This window comes from Methylobacterium sp. TK26, assembly GCF_055361565.1.
On record NZ_CM143965.1, the window covers coordinates 177,346 to 197,631 of the forward strand.

Below are 20,286 nucleotides of genomic sequence, written 5' to 3' on the forward strand. Positions count from 1 at the left end.
CAATGGCGGGATTAGCCATGGATGATTTGTGCTGGCAGGTGGAAGAGGCCTGCCTGAACGCGTGGCCGAGCCCGCGTCACGCCCTCGTCCATGGCTATCTGCTCCGCGCGGCGGGCGGATCCTCGAAGCGCATCAACTCGTGCAATCCCCTGCGCGGGGCGGGCGACCCCGAGGGGGCGATCGCGGCCAGCGAAGCCATCTATGCCGGGCTGGGGCTGCGGCCGATCTTCCGCGTGCCCGACATCGCCGCGCAGATGCTCCCCGGGCTCGAACGGAGGGGCTACCGCGCCATCGGGCAAACCCGAACCCTGTACCGCGATCTCGGCGATTGCGCCGAGGCCGAGGTCTCTGTGGCGCCGGCACCTTCGGCGGACTGGCTCGCCATCCGCGACGCCGTGAGCGGCCATCACGCCGAGACGGCGCGGACGTTCCGCATGGTGACGGAGGCGATCCTGCTGCCACGCGCCTTCGTGTCGGTGGAGGGGCCGGACGGGATCGGCGCCATCTGCTTCGGTGTCCGGGCCGGGGCGCTGCTCGTGATCGAGTCGGTGGCCGTGCCGGAGGCTCTGCGCCGGCATGGCTTCGCGCGGAAGGCGGTGGCCGGCTTGATGCGCTGGGGCGCCGAGACGGGAGCCAGCGCCGTCTGCCTTCAGGTCGAGGACAGCAACATGGCCGCGATCACCCTGTACCAGAGCCTCGGATTCACGCGGGAGTTATACCGCTACCATTACCGGGTCCGGGATTAGGCATCGAACAACGACCCCTGCTTCACTTTCGGGCTTTTCACGCGCGGCGCCGGGCGCTTGCCCTTGGCGGGCACGGCCTCGACGGTCCCGTCCGCGAATTGCAGCGTCAGGCGCGGCGCCGCCTCGGCATCCTCGGCATGCTTGAGGGGGCGGCCGTCGCCGTCGCGGACCAGGGCGAAGCCCCGGTCGAGCACGGAGCGATAGCTGAGGGTCCCGAGCAGGTCGGCCAGCGATTGCAGGCGGCTGTGGCGGCGCTCGATGTCGCGCCGTCCGGCCTGGACGAGCCGCGCCGTCAGCCCGACGAGCCGGTCCCGGCGGCGGGCTTCCAGGGCGCGGGCGCGCTCCAGACCGGATTCCTTCGCCAGGACGAGGCGGCGGCCGAGTTGGGTGATCTGCTCCTCCTTCCGGCGTACCTCGACCATCAGCGCCCGGTGGGCGCGGTTATCGATCCGTTCCAGGCGGGCGCGGGCATGGGCGAGGGCGAGTTCGGGCGAGCGGCGGGCGAGCCTGTCGAGGAGCGCCTGAAGCCTCACCCGGTGGCGGGCGGCACCGGCCGCCAGTGCCGGGGCAAGACGGGCCTCTGCGAGATCGAGCCGCTGGCGCTTGGCCGCGAGCAGCATGTCGGGGCCAGGCAGGGCGCGGGCGAGGCCACGCAGGTCGGAACGGTCACGCTCGATCCGGCGGCGGACGGCGCCGCCGCCCCGTGCCGCCAGATCCGCCACCGTGGCGATCAGGTCGGCGCGCACCGGCACCGCCATCTCGGCCGCACCGGTCGGCGTCGGCGCGCGGCGGTCGGCCACATGGTCGATCAAAGTCGTGTCGGTCTCGTGGCCCACCGCCGAGATCAGCGGGATCACGCTCTCGAACGCGGCGCGGACGACGCATTCCTCGTTGAACGCCCAGAGGTCCTCGATCGAGCCGCCGCCGCGCGCGACGATCAGCAGGTCCGGGCGCGGGATGGGGCCACCGGGCGTCAGGGCGTTGAAGCCCCTTATCGCGGCGGCGACTTCCTCGGCGGCGCCGTCGCCTTGGACGCGCACCGGCCAGACGAGGACGGGGCGGGGGAAGCGGTCCTGCAGCCGGTGGAGGATGTCGCGGATCACCGCGCCGGTCGGCGAGGTGACGACGCCGACGACGTCCGGCAGGAACGGGATGCGCTTGCGGTGCTCAGGGAGGAACAGGCCCTCGGCGGCCAGCATCTTCCGCCGCTCTTCCAAGAGCGCCATCCAGGCGCCGAGGCCGGCGGGTTCCAGGCTGTCGATGACGATCTGGTACGAGGACTTGCCCGCGAACGTCGTGATGCGCCCGGTGGCGATCACCTCCAGCCCCTCCTGCGGCTTCTGGCGCAGGCGTCCGAAGACGCCCTTCCACACCACCGCGTCGATGCGCGCCTGCCCGTCCTTCAGCGAGAAATAGGCGTGGCCGGAGCCGTGGACGCCCCGAAAACCGGAGATCTCGCCGCGCAGCCGGACATGGCCGAAGCGCTCTTCCAGCGTCTGCTTCAGCTTGGCGGCGAGCTCGCCCACCGACCATTCCGGCTGGTTGCCGGCCAGCACCGACGAGGGCGGCACATCGGTGGAAAGCGGCGGAGCCTTGGGGCGGGGAGGGGGAACCAGGGGCATCCCGGAGACGCTAGGCGGACCCGGCGTGCCGGTAAAGATGGAAACCCGCGCAGCCGGGAGCATGTACACCCGGAGACACGAAGGGACGGGACGCCATGAACGCCTTCATCGCAGTGGTGCTGGTCTGCGCCAACGGGATCGCCCAGGAAGCCTGCACCGACGCGCAGGCCCTCGAAGTGCGCAAGGTCCGCGTCGCGAACGAACTCGGCTGCGCCACCGGCTGGCAGGAGATCATCGCCCGCACCGACCTACGCGAGGATATCGGCAAGACCGCCTACCTGAAGACCGAATGCCGGCGGGTGAAGGAGAAGCAATAACCTTCAGCCGATCTCCCGCGCCCGGTCCCGGAGAACGAACTTCTGGATCTTGCCCGTGGAGGTCTTCGGCAGGGGGCCGAACACCACCGTCTTGGGCACCTTGTAGCGGGCCATGCGCTCGCGGCAGAAGGCGATGATCGTCTCCTGGCTCGGCACCTCGCTGCCGGGCTTGGCTTCGAGGAAGGCGCAGGGCGTCTCGCCCCATGTGGCATCGGGCCGGGCGACCACGGCGGCGAGCATCACCGCGGGGTGGCGCATCAGCACCTCCTCCACCTCGAGGCTGGAGATGTTCTCCCCACCCGAGATGATGATGTCCTTCGAGCGGTCCTTGATCTCGACGGCGCCGTCCGCGTGCCAGACAGCGAGGTCGCCCGTGGCGTACCAGCCGCCGGCCAGCGCCTTCTCCGTAGCCGAGGGGTTCCCGAGATAGCCCTTCATGATCGTGTTGCCGCGCAGGCGGATCTCGCCGATCCGGCTGCCGTCCTGCGGCACCGGCTCCCCCGTCTCGGGGTCGGTGACGGTCACACCGTCGAGGGTCGCCAGCGCCACGCCCTGCCGGGCCATGCGCTGGTAGCGCTCCTCGTCCGTCAGGTCGGCCCAGTCGGGCTGGGCGAGGCAGGCGGTGGCCGGCCCGTAGCTCTCCGTCGCCCCGTACAGGTGCGTGATGCGGAAGCCCATCTCCTCCATCGTGCGGATAATGGTGGAGGAAGGCGCCGCGCCGCCGACTGCGCAACGCACCGTTTGGGGGAAGTCCCGCCGCTCGTGGGCGGGGGCGTGGGCGATCATCGACAGGACGATGGGGGCGCCGCACAGATGTGTGACCCCGTGCTCGACGATCAGCCGGAAGATGTCCGCCGGCTCGACCTTGCGCAGGCAGATCTGCGTCGCGCCCGCCGCCACGCAGGCCCACGGGTAGGACCAGCCGCTGCAATGGAACATCGGCAGGGTCCAGAGATACACGCTCTCGCCCGACAGCCCGAAGGTGACGGCGTTGCCGAGCGCCTGCAGATAGGCGCCGCGATGGCTGTAGACCGCGCCCTTCGGATCGCCGGTCGTGCCCGACGTATAGAGCAGGCAGAGGGATTGCCACTCGTCCTCCGGCGGAATCCAGGCATGGGCCGGGTCGCCCGCCTCGATCAGCGTCTCGTAGGGAAGCGCCTGCGCGATCCCGCCCTCGCCGATGGCGATGACGAGGGGCGGCGCTTCCATCGCGGCCAGGGCCTTTGCGGCGAGCGGCGCATGGGCCTCCTCGACGATCAGCACCCGCGCGCCGCCATGCCGGAGGGAAAAGGCGATGGTCGCGGGGTCGAGGCGGGTGTTGAGCGGGTTCAGCACCGCCCCGAGCATCGGCACGGCGAAATGCGCTTCGACCATCTCGGGAATGTTGGAGGCGAGGATCGCCACCGTGTCGAGCCGCCCGATCCCCCGCCCGGCGAGCGACGAGGCGAGGCGGCGGCAGCGGGCATAGAGGGCGGCGTAGGTGAGCCGGCGCTCGCCGTCGATCACCGCGACGCGGGCGCCGAAAGCCGCCGCCGCGCGGGCGAGCAGGCTGACCGGTGTCAGGGACACGTAATTCGCCGCCCTGCGTTCCAGCCCCGCTTCGAAGCGGTGCGCGGCCCCGCCGGCTGGCGGCATCGGGGTGTCCGTCATGACGGCCCTCTCGGTCAGGCGGCGGGCGTGGCGTTCGGCCCTTGGCGCCATGATTTCGAGGGTGGCTCCGGTGTCAATCGCGCGGGGCGGCGGGATCGGATAGGCTGCCGTCTCCGTAACGAGTCACGGGCTCCCGTCACCGCGATGCGGTTGACGGGATACGTTGTCGTGTCAAATGCCACGCGGCCGGGGCGAACCGGCTTCGTCGCGCGCGGGAGCCGAACGTGAACAACGACAACCTGCCGGCCCCATCGGATGCGATGCGCCGCGAAATGGCCGAAAGCGCCGTCGCCAAGGCTCGCGAGGCGTATGAGCGCTACGCCCATGCCGGCGAACAGGCGCTGAATGCGCTCGAAGCCTCCATGGCCCAGGCCTTCGAGGGCTGGAAGCAGGTGGCGGGCTCGACCCGCGAGGCGGCGACGCAGCTCACCGACAGCAACGTCGCGGGCGCCCGCAAGGCGCGCGAACAATGGGAGTCGGCGGGCGCGCGCCTCTACAACGCCTTCGAGGACAACGCGAGCCAGATGCTCTTCGCCATGCGCGAGATCGGCCACCGCATGCTCGTCGCGTCGGACACGAACGTGCGCGCCTCCCTCGACTTCGCCGAACAGCTCGCCTCCACCTCCGATCCGCGGGAGATGCTGCAATTGCAGGTCTCCTTCATGCAGGACCAGTCGCGCCGGATCACCGATCAGGTGGTCGATCTGCACCAGACCACGTCGCGCCTCGCGCGTGAGGCCGCCATCCGCGCCGAAACGCGGTGACGCCGCTGCTGCGGAGCCGTCCCTTGCGGCTCGACGAACTGAGCGAAGCGGATGTCCCGTTCCGCACGGGACATTTCCTCGCCTACGCACCCAAGGACTTCCACCGCATCGCCTATGTCGAGTGGGGCGATCCGGAGAGCCGCCGCGTCGTCATCTGCGTCCACGGCCTGAGCCGGCAGGGGCGGGACTTCGATCCGCTCGCCTACGCGCTCGCCAAGATGGGCTACCGGGTGATCTGCCCGGACCTGCCGGGGCGGGGCCTCTCCGGCTGGCTGCGCGATCCCGAACTCTACGCCCTGCCGCAATACGCCGCCGACATGGCCGCGCTCATCGCCCATCTCGGGTTGAAGGGCGAGATCGACTGGATCGGCACCTCCCTCGGGGGCCTCACCGGCATGGTGCTGGCCTCGGCGCAGGACACGCCGATCCGCCGCCTCGTCATCAACGACATCGGGCCGTTCCTGCCCTGGGCGCCCATCCGCCATATCGGCGACCGGCTGCGGGACGCGCCGCGCCTGCACCACAACCTCGCCTCCGGCGAATCGCGCTTGCGGATCGTGCTCGGCGCGTTCGGGCCCCTCACCGACGAGCAATGGCGCCACATCGCCGTTCACAGCTTCTTCCCCGAGCCGACCGGCGGCTGGCGGCCGCATTACGACCCCGCCATCGGGCAGGCCTTCCGGCCGGGCCGGGTCTACAGCGTGAGCATGTGGCGCGACTGGGACGCGATCACCTGTCCGGTCCAACTGCTGCGCGGGGTCGATTCGGACCTGCTCCAGCGCGAGACGGCCGACGAGATGACCCGGCGGGGTCCGCGGACCTACCGGGTCGAGATCCCCGGTTGCGGCCATGCCCCCGCGCTCCTCGACCCCGACCAGATCCGCATCGTCACGGACTGGATGGGCCCGGCGGCCTGACGGCGCCCGCACAAAAACCCCGCTGCGGCGAGGCCGCGCGGGCAAGTCGAGCCTGGGTCAAAACGAGCAAAGCCGTGGCGGGAGGGCTGAGATGGGGCGTCTCGCGTGTTCGAAGTCGTGCCTGGAAGGCCGCTTCCATGCCCCTGGGGCCGCTCCCGTCCGGTTATCCGTCGAAAGGCCGCTAGGTTACGGGCCGAACGGTCCCGCGCCCATCGAGGCGGCATCCTGCTGAGGTGGAGTCATGCCTGTCTCCTTCAGCTCGCTGCGAGTAATTCCATGGTCAACCGCACTATCCGCTCGGTGTCGGATGACCCGTGCCCGCATCCGCGAAGCACTTGGAGAGACTGCGCCCGTCCAACGACCTCGTCAACTCGAAAAATGAAGCCGCCTTCGCTTTAGTCCCGCCCTTAAGAGACCGTCAGGCTTAGTAAACGCACAGCATGGCGCCGATTGTTTAGGCCGCAATCGAACCGGCCCGTCCTCTACTGCCGCTGGGCCTCGACCGTCGTGTCCGGACGGCCGGCGATGCGGTCGCGCAGGTCCATGAACCACGTCGGGGGCGGGGCGCGTCCGTCGCCCACCACCACCGTCGCGGTCATGCCCGCCACCAGGGGCACCTCCGGCGGCACGCGGTCGATCTTGATGCGAACCGGCACGCGCTGGGCAAGGCGCACCCAGGTGTAGACCGGGTTGACGTCCGGCAGGCCCTGCGTGCTCGCCGTGGCGTTCGCGGTGGAGATACCGAGCGTGATGCTCTCGACCCTGCCGTTCAGGTGCTGCGGATAGCCCATCAGCGCGACATCGGCCGAGGCGCCGACCTGGATGTTGCGCATCTTCGTCTCCTCGAAATACCCGTCGATCCAGTAGGAATCGGTATCGACGACATTGATGTTCGAGCTGCCGCTGCGGGCATAATCGCCGACCCGCATGAGCAGGTTGGTGACGCGCCCGTTCACCGTGGACCGGACCTGCGTGCGCTCCAGATTGACCTTGGCCTGCCGCAACTGCGCCTGCGCCGCTTCCAGGGCCGCCGAGGCGATCTTGGCGTTGCCGGCGTAGATCTGCTTCTCCTCGATGGAGGTCGAAACGGTGGACAGCGCCTCGCGCCGCGCGGCCTGGGCGCTCTTCACCGAGAGGTCGGCTTCGCGGTTCTTCACCTCGGCATCGGCCGACGACACCGCGACCTGAAAGTCGACAGGGTCGATGGTATAGAGAATGTCGCCCTTCTTCACGTTCTGGTTGTCGGCCACCTTCACGGCGACGATCTGGCCGGACACCTGCGGGGCGATGTTGGCGACCTGCACGCGCACCCGCCCGTCGCGGGTCCAGGGCGCCTCGACGTAGAATTGCCAGACGAAGGCCGCCGCCACGAAGGCGACGATCAAGATCAGCCCCGTTGCGGCGAAGCGGAACACCTTCGCCGCGCGGCCGCGCCCGGTGGCCCTGGTGAAGCGGGCATGCGTGGCGGGTGGATCCACCGGCGGCGGCGCGGATTTGCCGTCCTCCGACTCGGCCGGCGCGACCTTCTTGGGATCGTCCTCGTCTGCGGTGGTCTGCGGCATCAGGTCAGGGCAATCAGCAGGGCGAGGACGCAGACGTAGATGCCGGCCTCGGCGAGGGGAGCGTTCGCGACGTAGCGGCTGAGCCGGATGCGGGCGAAGACGAAACGGAGCGCGAGCAGGATGGCGAAGGCGACGAGGGCGTAACCCACGAAGGACGAGATCAGGACCCCGCCGAAGTGGATATCCTCGTGCATGACCAGTCTTGCCGCCTCAATCTCAGAATGGAGCGATGTCGAGCCGCTGTAGAAAGCGTCGATGGTGCGCAATGGTTCGAGCCGCACTGACGAGATCGCTCACCGCCCGCGCGGTCAGGAGCCGCACGCCCCGGTCTTCGCCCCGCGCGCTACGGAGCAGGGCCTTCGCGGATGTCTCCAGGGCGCGGGCGTCGCCGCGGGCCAGGGCGTTGCGAGTGGCGGGGATCACCGTTCGTAGGGGCTCGATCCGCCAGAGGGCCCGCAGCTCCGCATGCGCCCGCGCCGCCGCCGCTTCGAGCCGGGCCAGGGCGAAGGCGTGGCCGAGGTTGGCCTTTCGCACGGCGCTGTTGCCGGAACTGTAGCCCGCGAACTGGAACAGGCGGTCGGCATTCAGGCTGGTGCGGGTCGTGGCGTCGCCGCCCTCTCCGAGCAGGGCATCGGCCAGGGACCGCTTGGCGGAATCGAGGGCGAAGACCCGTTGCTGTGCATTGTTCACCGGCAGGACGAGCCGCACCACCACGCCGAGGATCATCGCCGCCACGAGGACGAGGAAGCCGTTCAGCAGGAAGGTGAGGGCGTCGTAATCCTGCGGGTTCGAGGGGCTGAGCAGGACGGGGAAGAACACGATCAGGATGAAGCCGATGCCGAAGGTCTTCTGGTTCAGCGACAGGAAGCAGCCGAGATAGATGACAGGCGCCATCACCATGGCGAGCATCGGAAAGCCCTGGACGCCGTTCAGCAGGGTGAAGCGGGCGATGCCGGCGAAGGTCGCGGCGAGGGTCATGCCGATCATCACGCCGTTGGCGAACTTCTTCGGGTCCGGCGTCACCGACGACAGCGAGGCGGTGGCCGCCACCTGCACCAGGGCGAAGGAGGCCTGCGGCAAACCCAGGGCCACGAAGCTCGCCGCCGTGACGGCGAAGCCGATCACCACCCGCATCGCGCCACGCGCCGCCACCGGGAAGTCGCGGTGGGTCGGCAGGCGCGCATCGCGCAGGGGTTCGTGTCCGTCGGCGAGCGCCTTCAGCCCGTCCAGGGCGAAGGTCGCCGCACAGGCGAAGTCGAGGGCGCGCTGAAGCACCACGATCTCGTCGATGGGGCGGTCGGCGTCGCGGATCGCCTCATCGATGAGTTCGCGCAGGCGTTCGTCCTCCGCGTCGAGCCGTGCCGGATCGGGCCCGGCGGCGATGCGGCGGCAGATGGCGAGCGCCTCCTCGACGGCCGGCGACGGCTCGCGCAGATGCGCCGCCGCCGCCGCGACGGTGCGGATCGCGGCCGCCATGGCATAGAGCGCCGCGATGCAGCTTCGCGCCCCGGCCGCCCGGAACGGCCCGTCATCGAGTTCCCCGGCGATGGCGCTGGCATCGGCGCGCATGGGCGCGATCTGGCGGATCAACGCCGCCGTGCGCACGACGCCGAGATCGCCCTTCTCCAGCGTCTCCTTCGCGTAGGCGCGGGTGGCGTCCCAGGCCGACGAGAGGGTGGGCAACAGGGAACGCCACGTACTCGGGGACGCGAGGGCATCGTTGATGAAGGTGATCGCCACGATGCCGATGACGATGGCCGCCACGCGCGCGGTCGCGGCGTCGAACGTGTCCTGCGGCGTGTCGATCTGCGCCAGCGCCACGATGCCGACCGTGTAGCCGGAGAGCATGGCCCCGTAGGCGCGGGTATCCTGAAGGTATTGCGCGACGAGCACGCAGAGGCCGAGCCAGACCGCGACCGAGGTGAGGAGCAGCACCCGGTCCTGGCCGAACAGGGCGATGAAGACGATGGAGACGGCCGCGCCGATCAACGTCCCGACGAGGCGGTAGACCGCCTTGGAGATCGCCTGTCCGCGCTTGGGCTGGGCGAGGATCGCCACGCAGGTCGCGGCCGAGGAGGCGCTTTCCAGCTGAAGCCAGAAGGCAACCCCGAGGGCGAGCATCATCGCCAGCCAGATTCGCGTCGCGAAGGCCCAGGCCGCAGGCTTGGGCACGTATTGATCGACGGCATCGATCAGCCGGTCGAGGCGGGAGCCACCGGCCGGCGCGGCACCATCGAGCCGCGCGTTCATCGTCCCACACTCCAGGCTGAGCCGTTCGGCGGGCGTCAACGCGCACGCGGCACCGGGGTTTCACCGCCGCGCCGCCGCAGCCGGTCAGGCCTTGTCGTGGCCCTTCAAGCGCTTGTTGCACTTGCTCCAGAATTGCGGCCACTTCGGCCCCTCGGCCGTCTTCTGGGCATCGGTGAGGGCGCGCCACTCGGAGCCGCAGGTCTTCTGCCGCTCGCGGGCGGCGGCCTGGCCGGCGCTTGGCGCCTTGGCGGACGGCGCGGTCTCGGCGGGGGCGGGCTCCTTGGCGAAAGCCGCCGGGGCGGCGGCGAGGGACAGGGCGAGACACGCAGCCCTGAACAGACGGTCGTTCATCGTAGCGTCCTGATCACCGCCGACACGGGCGGCGACCGGAGCGGGGCATGGCGACCGCCCGCCGGTCGAGCGCGAACCGGCGTTGCGCACAGGAACCTCCCCTCACGAAGACGTGAGACAATCTGGGCGCGTGGCTTGAGCGGCGGGGCAAAATCGTCTTCATTCGCAGCCGCACAGGGTCCGACTGGGATTGCCTGAGGGGAAGCGATTGATGGCAGCGGTCAACGCCCGGCCGATCGACGTGCATACGTGGAGCACGCCGAACGGCTGGAAGGTTCCGATCATGCTGGAGGAGTGTGAGCTCCCCTATCGGATTGTGCCCGTGAACATCGCGAAGAATGAGCAGTTCGCGCCCGACTTCCTGGCGATCTCACCCAACAACAAGATCCCGGCCATCGTCGATCCCGAAGGCCCCGGCGGCCAGCCGATCACCGTCTTCGAATCGGGGGCGATCCTGCAGTATCTCGGCCGCAAGACCGGGAAGCTCTATCCAGTCGACGAGCGCGCGCGGGTCGCGGTGGACGAGTGGCTGTTCTGGCAGGTGGCGGGGTTCGGGCCGATGCTCGGCCAGACGCACCATTTCACCATCTACGCGCCGGAAAAGGTGCCCTACGCCATCGAGCGCTTCACCGCCGAGGCCAAGCGGCTCTACGGCGTGCTGGAACGGCGCCTCGAAGGCCGCGAGTACATCGCGGACGAGTTCTCCATCGCCGACATCGCGGCGGTGACGTGGGCCAAGCTCAACTTCAAGCAGGGCGTGGACATCGCCACCCTGCCGAACGTCGCCCGGTGGCTCGAACGGGTGCTGGCGAGGCCTGCCGTGCAACGGGGCCTCGCCGCGGTCTAGGCGGTCAGTTCTTGTTCGCCGCCTGCTGGTTCACGCCCGGCACGCGCGTCCAGGTCTGCGAGCCGCAGAGCACCTTGAGGAGGCAGCCCGAGACGCTGAGTTCGGATTCGCTCTCGCGCTCCACGCTCACGTCGTAGGACTTGCCCTCCTCGACGTTGTAGATCTGGCCCGAGAACTTGCCGTCCTCCGGCCGCAGGCCCTCGATCAGCTGAAGGCCGATGACCGGGCGGGCGCGCTTCTTCGGGTCGGGGTTCTTGATGTCGGTGCGCGGGGCGCCGGTATCCGTGGTCGGCACCTTCAGCCACACGACCTTGCCGCAGACATGGGACGCGTTTGCGCCGCAGCGGTCGATCTGGATCTTGGCCCGGCCGTCCCCCGTCAGCCACGTGCCGGAGGGGTCGCGGGGCGTCTCGGCCTGGACGGCACCGAGCCCGGCCAGGAGGAAAGCGGGGCTGAGGGCGATGCGCAGGATCGGCTTCATGGGCAGCTCCGGATTCTGAACGACCCGGCGTTGCGCCGGGCCCGATGCGGCAATGGAGCCCCCGCAATCGGGCGATTTCTTGGCCGTGTTGCGGCAAGGCCACGTTTCCCCGATTTTCCCATTCCGCCCCGCCGGGTTGAGGCAGGGGTTGCGCGGGGCTATAAGCCCGCCGCCCAAGGGATTTCGCGCGAGAGGGGATTTCGCAGAAGGCCCCTTGGCCGCGGTGCGATGCGGACCCGGTTCGTGCGCCCGATCTCCCGCCCGAATTCCCGACAGAAAGACCACGGACCATGGCCACCGAGCGCACCTTCTCGATCCTCAAGCCCGATGCGACCCGCCGCAACATCACCGGCGCCGTGAACGCCGTGATCGAGGGCGCGGGCCTCCGCATCGTCGGCCAGCGCCGCATCCAGATGACCAAGGCCCAGGCCGAAAAGTTCTACGAGGTCCACAAGGAGCGCCCGTTCTTCGGCGAGCTCGTGGAATTCATGACCTCCGGCCCGGTGGTCGTGCAGGTCCTCGAGGGCGAGAACGCCGTCGCCAAGTACCGTGAAGTGATGGGTGCCACGAACCCGGCCCAGGCCGCCGAGGGCACCATCCGCAAGCAGTTCGCCGAGTCGGTCGGCGAGAACACCGTCCACGGTTCGGACAGCGCCGACAACGCCAAGCTCGAGATCGCGCAGTTCTTCCAGGATTCGGACCTCACCAAGTAAGGTGACGGTGGCCGGTGGGGCACACAGCCCCGCCGGCACTCTCCGGGAACGCTTCTCCGGCATGATGATCGGAAGGTGTGTCCGCCCCGTCATTGACGGCGCGAAGTCCGGGGGCGACCAGGGAACTCGGTAGAACACCCCGAGACCTGGGACCACGATACGATGACGACCCGCCTCCGCCTGCTGGCCGCGACCGGCCTCCTCGCCCTCGGCGCCACCGCCGCCCTCGCCAGCGGCTCGTCGGCCCCCTTCGAGCAGTACCAGCCCGACCCGGCCCTCAAGACCGCGAGCAAGAGCAGCCTCGAAGGCCGCGTGCGCCACGCCTGCGCCGTCGTGCAGGCGCGCATGACCAGCGCCCCCGAGGCGTCCCTGGACCGTCCCTGCGGCTGCTACGCCAAGCAGACCCTGCGCAGCCTCGACGAGTCCGAGCTCGAAGCCTACCGCGTCACCGGCTATTTCAACGACAGTGCCCGCGCCAAGGCCCTCTCGGCCCTCGATTCCTGCAAGCTGCAGCGCCCGGTCTGATCCGAGCTAGAGGCTGAACAGCACGCCATCCGGCGGCGCGTCGTCGATCACGACGCGCCCGCCGTCGAGGCGAGCCCGGCCGCCCGCGACGAGCGCCAGCGCCGCCGGGTAGAGCCGGCGCTCCTGCACGATGACCCGCGCCGCGAGGCTGTCCGGATCGTCGCCCTGCCGCACCGGCACGGCCGCCTGGGCGACGATGGGGCCGGCATCGAGTTCCGGCACCACGAAATGCACCGTGCAGCCGTGCAGCCGCACCCCGGCCGCCAGCGCCTGCGCATGGGTGTGCGTGCCCTTGAACAGCGGCAGCAGGGACGGGTGGATGTTGATCATCCGGCCCGCCCAGCCTTCCACGAACCCGTCCGTCAGGATCCGCATGAAGCCGGCGAGGCACACCAACTCGGTGCCCGCTTCGCGCAGCGCCGCGTCGATGGTTGCGTCGAAGCTCGGTCGGTCGGGATAGACGCGGTGATCGATGGCCTTCGTCGGGATGCCGAGGGCGGCGGCGCGGGCCAAGCCCTCCGCCTGCGGATCGTTCGAGAGGACGAGGACGATCTCGGCCGGGAAGGCCGGATCGCGCGCCGCCTCTGCGAGCGCGACCATGTTCGAGCCGCGCCCGGAGATGAGAATCGCGACGCGGACCTTCTTCACCGCCGCCGTCACAGGGCGAGCGTGCCCGTGAACGTCACGGGCTCGGCGCCGCGCGGTGTGATCCGCCCGAGGCGGATTGGCGCCTCGCCGGCCTCGGTGAGGGCCTTCGTTACCGCGTCCTCCGAGCCGGCGGCGGCGACCACCACCATGCCGATCCCGCAATTGAAGGTGCGCAGCATCTCGGCCTGCGCGACGCTGCCCTCGCGGGCAAGCCAGCTGAAGACCGGCGGCGGGGCGAGCGCGTCGAGATCGACCTCGATGCCGATGGCGTCGGGCAGCACGCGGGGCAGGTTGTCGGGGAAGCCGCCGCCCGTGATGTGGGCGAGGGCCTTGATGCCGTCCGTCGCGCGCAGCGCCGCGAGCAGGGGCTTCACGTAGATCTTCGTCGGCTCCAGCAGCGCCTCGCCGAGGCTGCGCGCGGGATCGAACGGCGCGGGCGCGTCCCAGCCGAGGCCGGTGCGGGCCACGATCCGCCGCACCAGCGAGTAGCCGTTGGAATGCACGCCGGAGGAGGGCAGGCCGAGCACCACGTCGCCGGGGGCGATGCCGGGCTTCGGCAGCAGGGTGCCGCGCTCGGCGGCGCCCACGGAAAAGCCGGCGAGGTCGTAGTCGGACCCGTCGTAGAGGCCGGGCATCTCGGCGGTCTCGCCGCCAATCAGCGCGCAGCCCGCCTGCCGGCACCCTTCCGCGATGCCGCGCACGATGTCCGCGCCCACACCCGGCACGAGTTTGCCGGTGGCGTAATAGTCGAGGAAGAACAGCGGCTCGGCGCCCTGCACGATCAGGTCGTTCACGCACATCGCCACGAGGTCGATGCCGATCGTGTCGTGCTTAGCCGTCTCGATGGCGATCTTCACCTTCGTGCCGACGCCGTCGTTGGCCGCGACGAGGATCGGATCGCGAAAACCCGCCGCCTTCAGGTCGAACAGGCCGCCGAAGCCGCCGATCTCCGCATCCGCGCCCGGCCGCCGGGTCGAGCGCACCAGAGGCTTGATCGTCTCCACCATGGCATTGCCGGCGTCGATATCGACGCCCGCCTGCGCGTAGGTGAGGCCTTTCCCGTCCGCCGTCATGCCAGCGCCATCCCGAACTGATTGCGGCACCGCCTTAGCGGGTCATGCGTCTTCGCGCGAGTCGGTCTTGACCTCGGCGGGCCGACTGCCGACCCTTGGGACACATGGCAAACGACGCTCCGCCCCGGCAACTCACCTTCGACCTGCCCTTCGATCCCCGCTACGGCCGCGAGGATTTTCTGGTGGGCGATGCCAACGAAGCCGCCTACGGGCTGATCGAGGCGTGGCCCAACTGGCCTGACCGGGTGCTGGTGCTCACCGGCCCGGCGGGGAGCGGCAAGAGCCACCTCGCGGCGATCTGGGCCGAACGCGCCCATGCCTGGACCGTGACCGCCACGGCGGTGACGCATGACCGGGTGCAGCACCTCGCCTCGAACGGCGCCCTCGTGGTGGAGGACATTGACCGGGGGGAGGGCCGCGACGAGGCCTCCCTGTTCCACCTGCTGAACCTCGCCCGCGAGCGAGGGAGCCCGGTGCTGCTCACCAGCGCGAAACCCATCGATGCGCTGGGCCTCGCCACGGCCGACCTGCGCTCGCGCCTGCGGCTCGCGCCCGGAGCGGCCATTGAGGCGCCCGACGACGCTTTGCTGCGGGCCGTCCTTGTGAAGCTGTTCGTGGACCGCCAATTGATCGTGGATCTCGGGGTGATCGAGGCGGTTGCCCTCCGCATCGACCGCTCCCTCGGACGGGCGCGGGACGTGGTGGCCGAACTCGACCGCGACGCCCTCGGACGCGGGCGGCGGATCAGCCGGCCGCTGGCCGTCGCCGTGCTGCGGCGGATGGGACTCGATGAGAGTTCGGGGGATGCCGAGCCCTGAATCGGCACTGTCATCGAACTGTCGTGACGGCGGCGATGGTCGGGTGGTAAGGGGCGCCGAACGCAGACGACACGGGAAAGCGGGACCAGCCGATGGAATCGACGCCCAAGCCCCTCGACCGCAAGGATAAAGGGGATCAGGCGGAAGGATCGGCCGCTCCGGCGGCCCGGCCTCCGGCCGCCCGGCGCCCGGCTGCGCCCCGCCGCACCATGGGCACCGCATCCGCGAAGGGCTCGGCCCCGGAGACCGACGCCAACGAGGAATGGCCGACCTCCCCGGCGACGCCTGAGCCCGCCACGCCCGTCGATGGCCCCGCCCGCGATCCCGTGCTCGAAGCCGGGCGCAGCCTGCGCCACGCGCCGGAGCGTTTCGTCAACCGCGAACTCTCCTGGCTGCAGTTCAACCGGCGGGTGCTGGAAGAGGCGTCGAACACCAATCATCCGCTGCTGGAACAGCTCCGCTTCCTGTCGATCTCGGCCAACAATCTGGACGAGTTCTTCATGGTGCGCGTCGCCGGCCTGCACGATCAGGTGCGGGCGGGCATCACCATGCCCTCGCAGGACGGATTGAGCCCATCCGAGCAATTGTCGCGGATCGGCGCCGAGGTTTCGAGCCTCGCCGCTGACCAGCAGACGCGCTGGCGCGAATTGCGCGCGATGCTCCACGATGCCGAGATCGACCTCGTGGAGCCCGCCGACCTGACGGGAGATCAGTCGGCGTGGCTGGAGGAGTACTTCCTCACCTACGTCTTCCCGGTGCTGACGCCGCTCGCCATCGATCCGGCCCACCCGTTCCCGTTCATCCCGAACCTCGGCACGACGCTGGCGCTGATGCTGGTGCGCCCCCGCGACGGGCGGGTGCTGCGGGCGCTGATCCGCATGCCGGGCCTACTCGACCGCTTCGTGCGCCTGCCGGCGTCGGAGGGCGATTCCCAGGCCCGATTCATCGCCATCGAGCAGGTGATCGTAATGTTCACCGGACGGCTCTTCCCCGGCTACCTCGTGAAGGGGCAGGGGGCGTTCCGGGTGGTACGCGATTCGGACCTCGAAATCGAGGAAGAGGCGGAAGACCTCGTCCTGCACTTCGAATCGGCGCTCAAGCAGCGCCGCCGGGGCGTGGTGATCCGCATCGAGGTCGAGGCGGGCATGTCGGAGGAGTTGCGCAACTTCGTCGTGGACGAGTTGGAGATCTCGTCCGATGCTGTCTTCCTCGTGGACGGGATGCTCGCCCTCAACGAACTCTCGCAGATCGTCGGGATTGACCGGCCGGACCTGAAGTTCAAGCCCTACACGCCACGCTTCCCGGAGCGGATCCGCGAGAGCGGCGGCGATGTCTTCGCCGCGATCCGGCAGAAGGACTTCATCGTCCACCACCCCTACGAGTCGTTCGATTCGGTGGTGCAGTTCCTGGCCCAGGCGGCGCGAGACCCGAACGTCGTCGCCATCAAGCAGACGCTCTACCGCACCTCCTCGAACTCCCCGATCGTCGCGGCCCTCGCCGAGGCGGCCGAACTCGGCAAGTCGGTGACGGCTCTGGTCGAGTTGAAGGCCCGGTTCGATGAGGAAGCGAACATCCGCTGGGCGCGCAACCTCGAAAAGGCGGGCGCGCAGGTGGTGTTCGGCTTCGTCGAGCTGAAGACCCACGCCAAGCTGTCGATGGTCGTCCGCCGCGAGGGGGATCGCCTCGTCACCTACTGCCATGTCGGCACGGGCAATTATCACCCGATCACGGCCCGCGTTTACACCGACCTGTCGTTCTTCACCGCCGACCCGGCCATCGCCCGGGACGTGAGCCGGATCTTCAACTTCATCACCGGCTATGCCGAGCCCGCCGAACTGGAGCGGATGGGCGTGTCGCCGCTCACCCTCAAGAACCGCCTGCTCGAACACATCGAGGCCGAGGTGGCGCACGCCAAGGCGGGGCGCCCGGCGGCGATCTGGATCAAGTGTAACTCCCTCGTGGACCAGCAGATCATCGACGCGCTATACGACGCCTCGGCGGCCGGGGTGCAGATCGATTGCGTGGTGCGCGGCATCTGCTGCCTGCGGCCGGGCATCCCCGGCCTGTCGGAGACGATCCGGGTGAAGTCCATCGTGGGGCGCTTCCTGGAGCATGGGCGCATCTACGCCTTCGGCAACGGGGTGGGGCTGCCGCACCCGAAGGCCATCGTCTACATTTCGTCGGCGGACCTGATGAGCCGCAACCTCGACCGGCGCGTGGAGGCCCTGCTGCCGATCACCAACCCGACGGTGCACCAGCAGGTGCTGGACCAGATCATGCTGGCTAACCTCCTCGACAACAGGCAAAGCTGGCGTGTACTGGCCTCTGGTGGCTGCGAGCGGATCCAACCGTCGGACGGTGAGGAACCCTTCAACGCGCACAAATACTTCATGACCAACCCGAGTCTGTCGGGGCGCGGGAAATCCTCGAAGAAGTCGAGCCCGCGGGCACTCAGCCGCCGGGCCCGCGCCACGCAGAACGACTAGGACCACACCGCTTGGCAAGTCCCAGCGCCATCCTCGCCCCTGCCGAGTTTGCTCAGGGGTCCGTCTGCGACCGGAACCGCCCGGTCGCCATCATCGATATCGGCTCGAACTCGGTGCGGCTCGTCGCCTATGACGGGCTCGGCCGGGCGCCGACCCCGATGTACAACGAGAAAGTGTTGTGCGGCCTCGGCCGGAACGTGTTCACCACGGGCCGGCTGAACGACGAGGCGGTGGCGCGGGCGCTGGCCGCGCTCAGCCGCTTCCGCGTCCTGTGCCGGACGATGCGGGTGTCGCAGGTGTTCGTGATGGCGACCGCCGCCGCCCGCGACGCGCAGAACGGACCGGATTTCCTGCGCGCCGCCGAGGAGGCGTGCGGCCAGGAGATCCAGCTCCTCTCGGGCCGGCGCGAGGCGGAACTCTCGGCGCTCGGCGTCGTCTCGGGCTTCCACGCGCCGGACGGCGTCGTCGGCGACATGGGCGGCGGATCCCTCGAATTGGTGGACGTGCGCGGCACGGTGGTCGGCCAGGGCGTGACGATGCCCCTCGGCGGCCTCACCCTCCAGGACCTCTCCGGCGGCTCGATCAAGAAGGCCGGCAAGCTGGTGCGCGAGCATATGCGCAAGGCGGCGCCGCAACTGGAGATCCTGAAGGGACGGACCTTCTACGCGGTTGGGGGGACGTGGCGGGCCATCGCCCGGCTGCACCAGGCCTCGCGCGGCTATCCCGTCCACGTGATGCACGGCTACACGGTCGATCCCACGGACGAACTGAGCTTCCTGCAGGTCGTGGAGCAGACCGACGCCTCGCAATTGCAAGACGTCGAGATGGTGTCCGAGGCGCGCCGCCCGCTTCTGGCCTATGGCGCTCTGGTCCTCGAAGAGATCATCCGCGTCGGGCGACCGCGCGCCGTGGCGATCTCGGCCTCCGGCGTGCGCGAGGGCCTGCTGTTCGAGCAACTCGACCGCGACACGCGGCTGGTCGATCCGCTCCTCGCCTCGGCATCGGAGTTCAACGCCCTGCGGGCGCGGGCGCCGGGGCATGGCGAGGAACTGATCGCCTGGACGGACCGGTTCGTGGCTGATCTCGACGGGCCAGAGACGGCCGACGAGCGACGTCTGCGCCATGCCGCCTGCCTCCTGGCCGATGTCGGCTGGCGGGCGCACCCGGATTACCGGGGGGAGCAATCCATCGCGGTGATCCAGAACGCCGCCTTCGTGGGCGTCGACCATCCCGGCCGGGCCTATCTCAGCCTCGCGGTGTCCCTGCGCCATACCGGCGTCGGGCCGGAGAAGGCCAATCAGATCCTGCGGGCGCTGGCCGGACCGCGCTTGTTCGACCGGGCGCGCCTGCTCGGCGCGCTGTTGCGCGTCGCCTTCCCGGTCTCGGCTGGGATGGACGGCGCCCTGCCTCGGGCGCCGCTGGGGGTGGAGGAGGGCCGCGTGACCCTGCGTCTCCCGGCCGACTGGAAGGATCTCGGCGGAGACCGCCTGCTCAACCGCGTCCGGGGCCTTGCCCGCCTCATCGGGCTCGATGGGCGGGTCGTGGTGGGCTGAGCGGGGCTCAGCCTTCCGCCGACTCGCGGAAATAGGGCTCGACTTTGCCCTTCAGCTTCACGGTCATCGGGTTGCCCGCGCGGTCCAGCGTCTTGCCGGCCGAGAGGCGCACCCAGCCCTCGCTGACGCAATACTCTTCCACGTTGGTCTTCTCGGCGCCGTTGAAGCGAACGCCGATGCCGCGCTCGAGGAGCGCTTCGTCGTAGAAGGGGCTGTTCGGGTTCGCCGCCAGGCGGTCGGGGGGCGTCTCGCTCATCGCCTAGGTCCGGCTTCCATCTATTGCGCCGCGCAGGGTGCGGGCGCGGCCCCGCCGTTACGGGATTCCGCCGGCCCGCGCAACGCGGCGAGCAGGGCGGCGAGGTCCGTGCTCTGGAGGAGCGGCACGAGGCGGCTCACCTCGTCCTTCGGCCTGTCCCACCATGCCGACGCCACCAGCGCCTCGGCCACCTCCGGCGGAAACCGGTGGCGGACGACGCGGGCCGGGTTCCCGGCCACGATCGCGTAGGGGGGCACGTCGCGGGTCACGACCGCGCGGGCCGCGACCACCGCCCCGTGCCCCAATGTGACACCCGACAGGATCATGCAGCCGGAGCCGAGCCAGACGTCGTGGCCGATTACCACGTCGCCCCGCGAGGCATGATAATCCTCCGGCGCCTTTGCGTCCGCGAAATGCCCCCGCATTGCAGCAAAAGGATAGGTGGACGCCCAATCGAGCCGGTGATCGCCCCCTAAAAGGATCTCCACCCGGTCGGCGATGGAACAATAGCGGCCAATCGTCAGCTTCCGGCCGCTTTCAGGGAAGCGGACCTTGGGCTTGCCGTAGGAATAGGCACCGATGGAGAATCCGTAGCGCCCCGCCATTCGGGCGAGGTGCAGCCGGGTTTCGTTGAGCGGGTTGCGCCCCCTGCGCAGGCGTTGCAACAGACCCATCAGCGCACGATCCCGCCCGGCCGGCGGGGCCGG

General features: G+C 69.7%; 21 protein-coding genes. 10 read left to right on the forward strand and 11 right to left on the reverse strand.

Features of this window, described 5'->3' with window-relative positions:
* Positions 1–17: 17 nt before the first annotated feature.
* Positions 18–746 carry a GNAT family N-acetyltransferase gene (locus ACXJ1Y_RS00850; RefSeq protein ID WP_463848312.1) on the forward strand — a complete coding sequence of 243 codons (729 nt, stop codon included), beginning with the start codon at positions 18–20 and terminating at the stop codon, positions 744–746.
* Here ACXJ1Y_RS00850 and xseA read toward each other — a convergent pair.
* Positions 743–2,368 carry an exodeoxyribonuclease VII large subunit gene (gene xseA, locus ACXJ1Y_RS00855; RefSeq protein WP_463848313.1) on the reverse strand — a complete coding sequence of 542 codons (1,626 nt, stop codon included), beginning with the start codon at positions 2,366–2,368 and terminating at the stop codon, positions 743–745. The two genes, ACXJ1Y_RS00850 and xseA, sit on opposite strands and share 4 nt — an antisense overlap.
* 95 nt (positions 2,369–2,463) lie before the next feature.
* Between xseA and ACXJ1Y_RS00860 the strand changes: the two genes are divergently transcribed.
* Positions 2,464–2,685, forward strand: a complete 222-nt coding sequence (locus ACXJ1Y_RS00860) for a hypothetical protein (RefSeq protein ID WP_463848314.1) — start codon at positions 2,464–2,466, stop codon at positions 2,683–2,685.
* 3 nt (positions 2,686–2,688) lie between these two features.
* On the opposite strand, the gene ACXJ1Y_RS00865 is transcribed toward ACXJ1Y_RS00860, so the two are convergent.
* A complete protein-coding gene (locus tag ACXJ1Y_RS00865; protein WP_463848315.1) occupies positions 2,689–4,335 on the reverse strand; it encodes an AMP-binding protein in 1,647 nt (548 codons plus the stop codon).
* 224 nt (positions 4,336–4,559) lie between these two features.
* Here ACXJ1Y_RS00865 and ACXJ1Y_RS00870 point away from each other — a divergent pair, with 224 nt between their 5' ends.
* Complete coding sequence (locus ACXJ1Y_RS00870; protein WP_463848316.1) at positions 4,560–5,099, forward strand: phasin family protein; 540 nt, start codon at positions 4,560–4,562, stop codon at positions 5,097–5,099.
* Positions 5,100–5,122: 23 nt separating this feature from the next.
* On the forward strand, positions 5,123–6,016 hold the full coding sequence (locus ACXJ1Y_RS00875) for an alpha/beta fold hydrolase (RefSeq protein ID WP_463848317.1): 894 nt from the start codon (positions 5,123–5,125) through the stop codon (positions 6,014–6,016).
* A 482-nt stretch (positions 6,017–6,498) separates the two neighbouring features.
* Here the strand turns inward: ACXJ1Y_RS00875 and ACXJ1Y_RS00880 are convergent, their stop codons facing one another.
* From ACXJ1Y_RS00880 to ACXJ1Y_RS00895, 4 genes are all read right to left on the reverse strand, one after another.
* Positions 6,499–7,578 (reverse strand): efflux RND transporter periplasmic adaptor subunit, encoded by a 1,080-nt coding sequence (locus ACXJ1Y_RS00880; protein ID WP_463848318.1) that lies wholly within the window; start codon positions 7,576–7,578, stop codon positions 6,499–6,501.
* Positions 7,578–7,772, reverse strand: a complete 195-nt coding sequence (locus ACXJ1Y_RS00885) for a DUF1656 domain-containing protein (RefSeq protein WP_342163253.1) — start codon at positions 7,770–7,772, stop codon at positions 7,578–7,580. The genes ACXJ1Y_RS00880 and ACXJ1Y_RS00885 overlap by 1 nt, the downstream gene beginning before the upstream one ends.
* A 22-nt stretch (positions 7,773–7,794) precedes the next feature.
* Positions 7,795–9,828 carry an FUSC family protein gene (locus ACXJ1Y_RS00890; protein ID WP_463848319.1) on the reverse strand — a complete coding sequence of 678 codons (2,034 nt, stop codon included), beginning with the start codon at positions 9,826–9,828 and terminating at the stop codon, positions 7,795–7,797.
* Between the two features lie 84 nt (positions 9,829–9,912).
* Complete coding sequence (locus ACXJ1Y_RS00895) at positions 9,913–10,179, reverse strand: hypothetical protein (protein WP_463848320.1); 267 nt, start codon at positions 10,177–10,179, stop codon at positions 9,913–9,915.
* A 211-nt stretch (positions 10,180–10,390) separates the two neighbouring features.
* Here ACXJ1Y_RS00895 and ACXJ1Y_RS00900 point away from each other — a divergent pair, with 211 nt between their 5' ends.
* Complete coding sequence (locus ACXJ1Y_RS00900) at positions 10,391–11,026, forward strand: glutathione S-transferase family protein (RefSeq protein ID WP_463848321.1); 636 nt, start codon at positions 10,391–10,393, stop codon at positions 11,024–11,026.
* Positions 11,027–11,030: 4 nt separating this feature from the next.
* Here the strand turns inward: ACXJ1Y_RS00900 and ACXJ1Y_RS00905 are convergent, their stop codons facing one another.
* Positions 11,031–11,495: a DUF2147 domain-containing protein gene (locus tag ACXJ1Y_RS00905; protein ID WP_463850002.1), complete on the reverse strand. Its 465-nt coding sequence runs from the start codon at positions 11,493–11,495 to the stop codon at positions 11,031–11,033.
* Positions 11,496–11,797: 302 nt separating this feature from the next.
* On the opposite strand from ACXJ1Y_RS00905, the gene ndk reads away from it, so the two are divergent.
* Complete coding sequence (ndk, locus tag ACXJ1Y_RS00910) at positions 11,798–12,220, forward strand: nucleoside-diphosphate kinase (RefSeq protein ID WP_463848322.1); 423 nt, start codon at positions 11,798–11,800, stop codon at positions 12,218–12,220.
* 162 nt (positions 12,221–12,382) lie between these two features.
* Entirely contained in the window at positions 12,383–12,745 is a 363-nt protein-coding gene (locus ACXJ1Y_RS00915; RefSeq protein ID WP_463848323.1) for a hypothetical protein, read from the forward strand.
* Positions 12,746–12,751: 6 nt separating this feature from the next.
* Here ACXJ1Y_RS00915 and purN read toward each other — a convergent pair whose 3' ends face one another.
* Positions 12,752–13,405: a phosphoribosylglycinamide formyltransferase gene (gene purN / locus ACXJ1Y_RS00920; RefSeq protein WP_463848324.1), complete on the reverse strand. Its 654-nt coding sequence runs from the start codon at positions 13,403–13,405 to the stop codon at positions 12,752–12,754.
* Complete coding sequence (gene purM / locus ACXJ1Y_RS00925; RefSeq protein WP_463848325.1) at positions 13,402–14,466, reverse strand: phosphoribosylformylglycinamidine cyclo-ligase; 1,065 nt, start codon at positions 14,464–14,466, stop codon at positions 13,402–13,404. The genes purN and purM overlap by 4 nt, the downstream gene beginning before the upstream one ends.
* 104 nt (positions 14,467–14,570) lie before the next feature.
* Between purM and ACXJ1Y_RS00930 the strand changes: the two genes are divergently transcribed.
* The 3 genes from ACXJ1Y_RS00930 (at position 14,571) to ppx (ending at position 19,323) form a co-directional block, all read left to right on the forward strand.
* On the forward strand, positions 14,571–15,284 hold the full coding sequence (locus ACXJ1Y_RS00930; RefSeq protein WP_463848326.1) for a P-loop NTPase family protein: 714 nt from the start codon (positions 14,571–14,573) through the stop codon (positions 15,282–15,284).
* A gap of 92 nt (positions 15,285–15,376) precedes the next feature.
* Positions 15,377–17,770, forward strand: coding sequence for an RNA degradosome polyphosphate kinase (locus ACXJ1Y_RS00935; protein ID WP_463848327.1), 2,394 nt, complete (start codon positions 15,377–15,379; stop codon positions 17,768–17,770).
* 11 nt (positions 17,771–17,781) lie between these two features.
* Complete coding sequence (ppx, locus tag ACXJ1Y_RS00940) at positions 17,782–19,323, forward strand: exopolyphosphatase (RefSeq protein ID WP_463848328.1); 1,542 nt, start codon at positions 17,782–17,784, stop codon at positions 19,321–19,323.
* 7 nt (positions 19,324–19,330) lie between these two features.
* On the opposite strand, the gene ACXJ1Y_RS00945 is transcribed toward ppx, so the two are convergent.
* On the reverse strand, positions 19,331–19,579 hold the full coding sequence (locus tag ACXJ1Y_RS00945) for a DUF3297 family protein (RefSeq protein ID WP_463848329.1): 249 nt from the start codon (positions 19,577–19,579) through the stop codon (positions 19,331–19,333).
* A 20-nt stretch (positions 19,580–19,599) separates the two neighbouring features.
* Positions 19,600–20,244: a CatB-related O-acetyltransferase gene (locus ACXJ1Y_RS00950; protein ID WP_463850003.1), complete on the reverse strand. Its 645-nt coding sequence runs from the start codon at positions 20,242–20,244 to the stop codon at positions 19,600–19,602.
* Between the last annotated feature and the right edge of the window lie 42 nt (positions 20,245–20,286).

Coding starts and splice junctions, on each gene's coding strand:
- ACXJ1Y_RS00850 (WP_463848312.1), top strand. CDS start 18: ATGGATGATTTGTGCTGGCAGGTGGAAGAGGCCTGCCTGAACGCGTGG.
- xseA (WP_463848313.1), bottom strand. CDS start 2,368: ATGCCCCTGGTTCCCCCTCCCCGCCCCAAGGCTCCGCCGCTTTCCACC.
- ACXJ1Y_RS00860 (WP_463848314.1), top strand. CDS start 2,464: ATGAACGCCTTCATCGCAGTGGTGCTGGTCTGCGCCAACGGGATCGCC.
- ACXJ1Y_RS00865 (WP_463848315.1), bottom strand. CDS start 4,335: ATGACGGACACCCCGATGCCGCCAGCCGGCGGGGCCGCGCACCGCTTC.
- ACXJ1Y_RS00880 (WP_463848318.1), bottom strand. CDS start 7,578: ATGCCGCAGACCACCGCAGACGAGGACGATCCCAAGAAGGTCGCGCCG.
- ACXJ1Y_RS00885 (WP_342163253.1), bottom strand. CDS start 7,772: ATGCACGAGGATATCCACTTCGGCGGGGTCCTGATCTCGTCCTTCGTG.
- ACXJ1Y_RS00890 (WP_463848319.1), bottom strand. CDS start 9,828: ATGAACGCGCGGCTCGATGGTGCCGCGCCGGCCGGTGGCTCCCGCCTC.
- ACXJ1Y_RS00895 (WP_463848320.1), bottom strand. CDS start 10,179: ATGAACGACCGTCTGTTCAGGGCTGCGTGTCTCGCCCTGTCCCTCGCC.
- ACXJ1Y_RS00900 (WP_463848321.1), top strand. CDS start 10,391: ATGGCAGCGGTCAACGCCCGGCCGATCGACGTGCATACGTGGAGCACG.
- ndk (WP_463848322.1), top strand. CDS start 11,798: ATGGCCACCGAGCGCACCTTCTCGATCCTCAAGCCCGATGCGACCCGC.
- ACXJ1Y_RS00915 (WP_463848323.1), top strand. CDS start 12,383: ATGACGACCCGCCTCCGCCTGCTGGCCGCGACCGGCCTCCTCGCCCTC.
- purM (WP_463848325.1), bottom strand. CDS start 14,466: ATGACGGCGGACGGGAAAGGCCTCACCTACGCGCAGGCGGGCGTCGAT.
- ACXJ1Y_RS00930 (WP_463848326.1), top strand. CDS start 14,571: ATGGCAAACGACGCTCCGCCCCGGCAACTCACCTTCGACCTGCCCTTC.
- ACXJ1Y_RS00935 (WP_463848327.1), top strand. CDS start 15,377: ATGGAATCGACGCCCAAGCCCCTCGACCGCAAGGATAAAGGGGATCAG.
- ACXJ1Y_RS00945 (WP_463848329.1), bottom strand. CDS start 19,579: ATGAGCGAGACGCCCCCCGACCGCCTGGCGGCGAACCCGAACAGCCCC.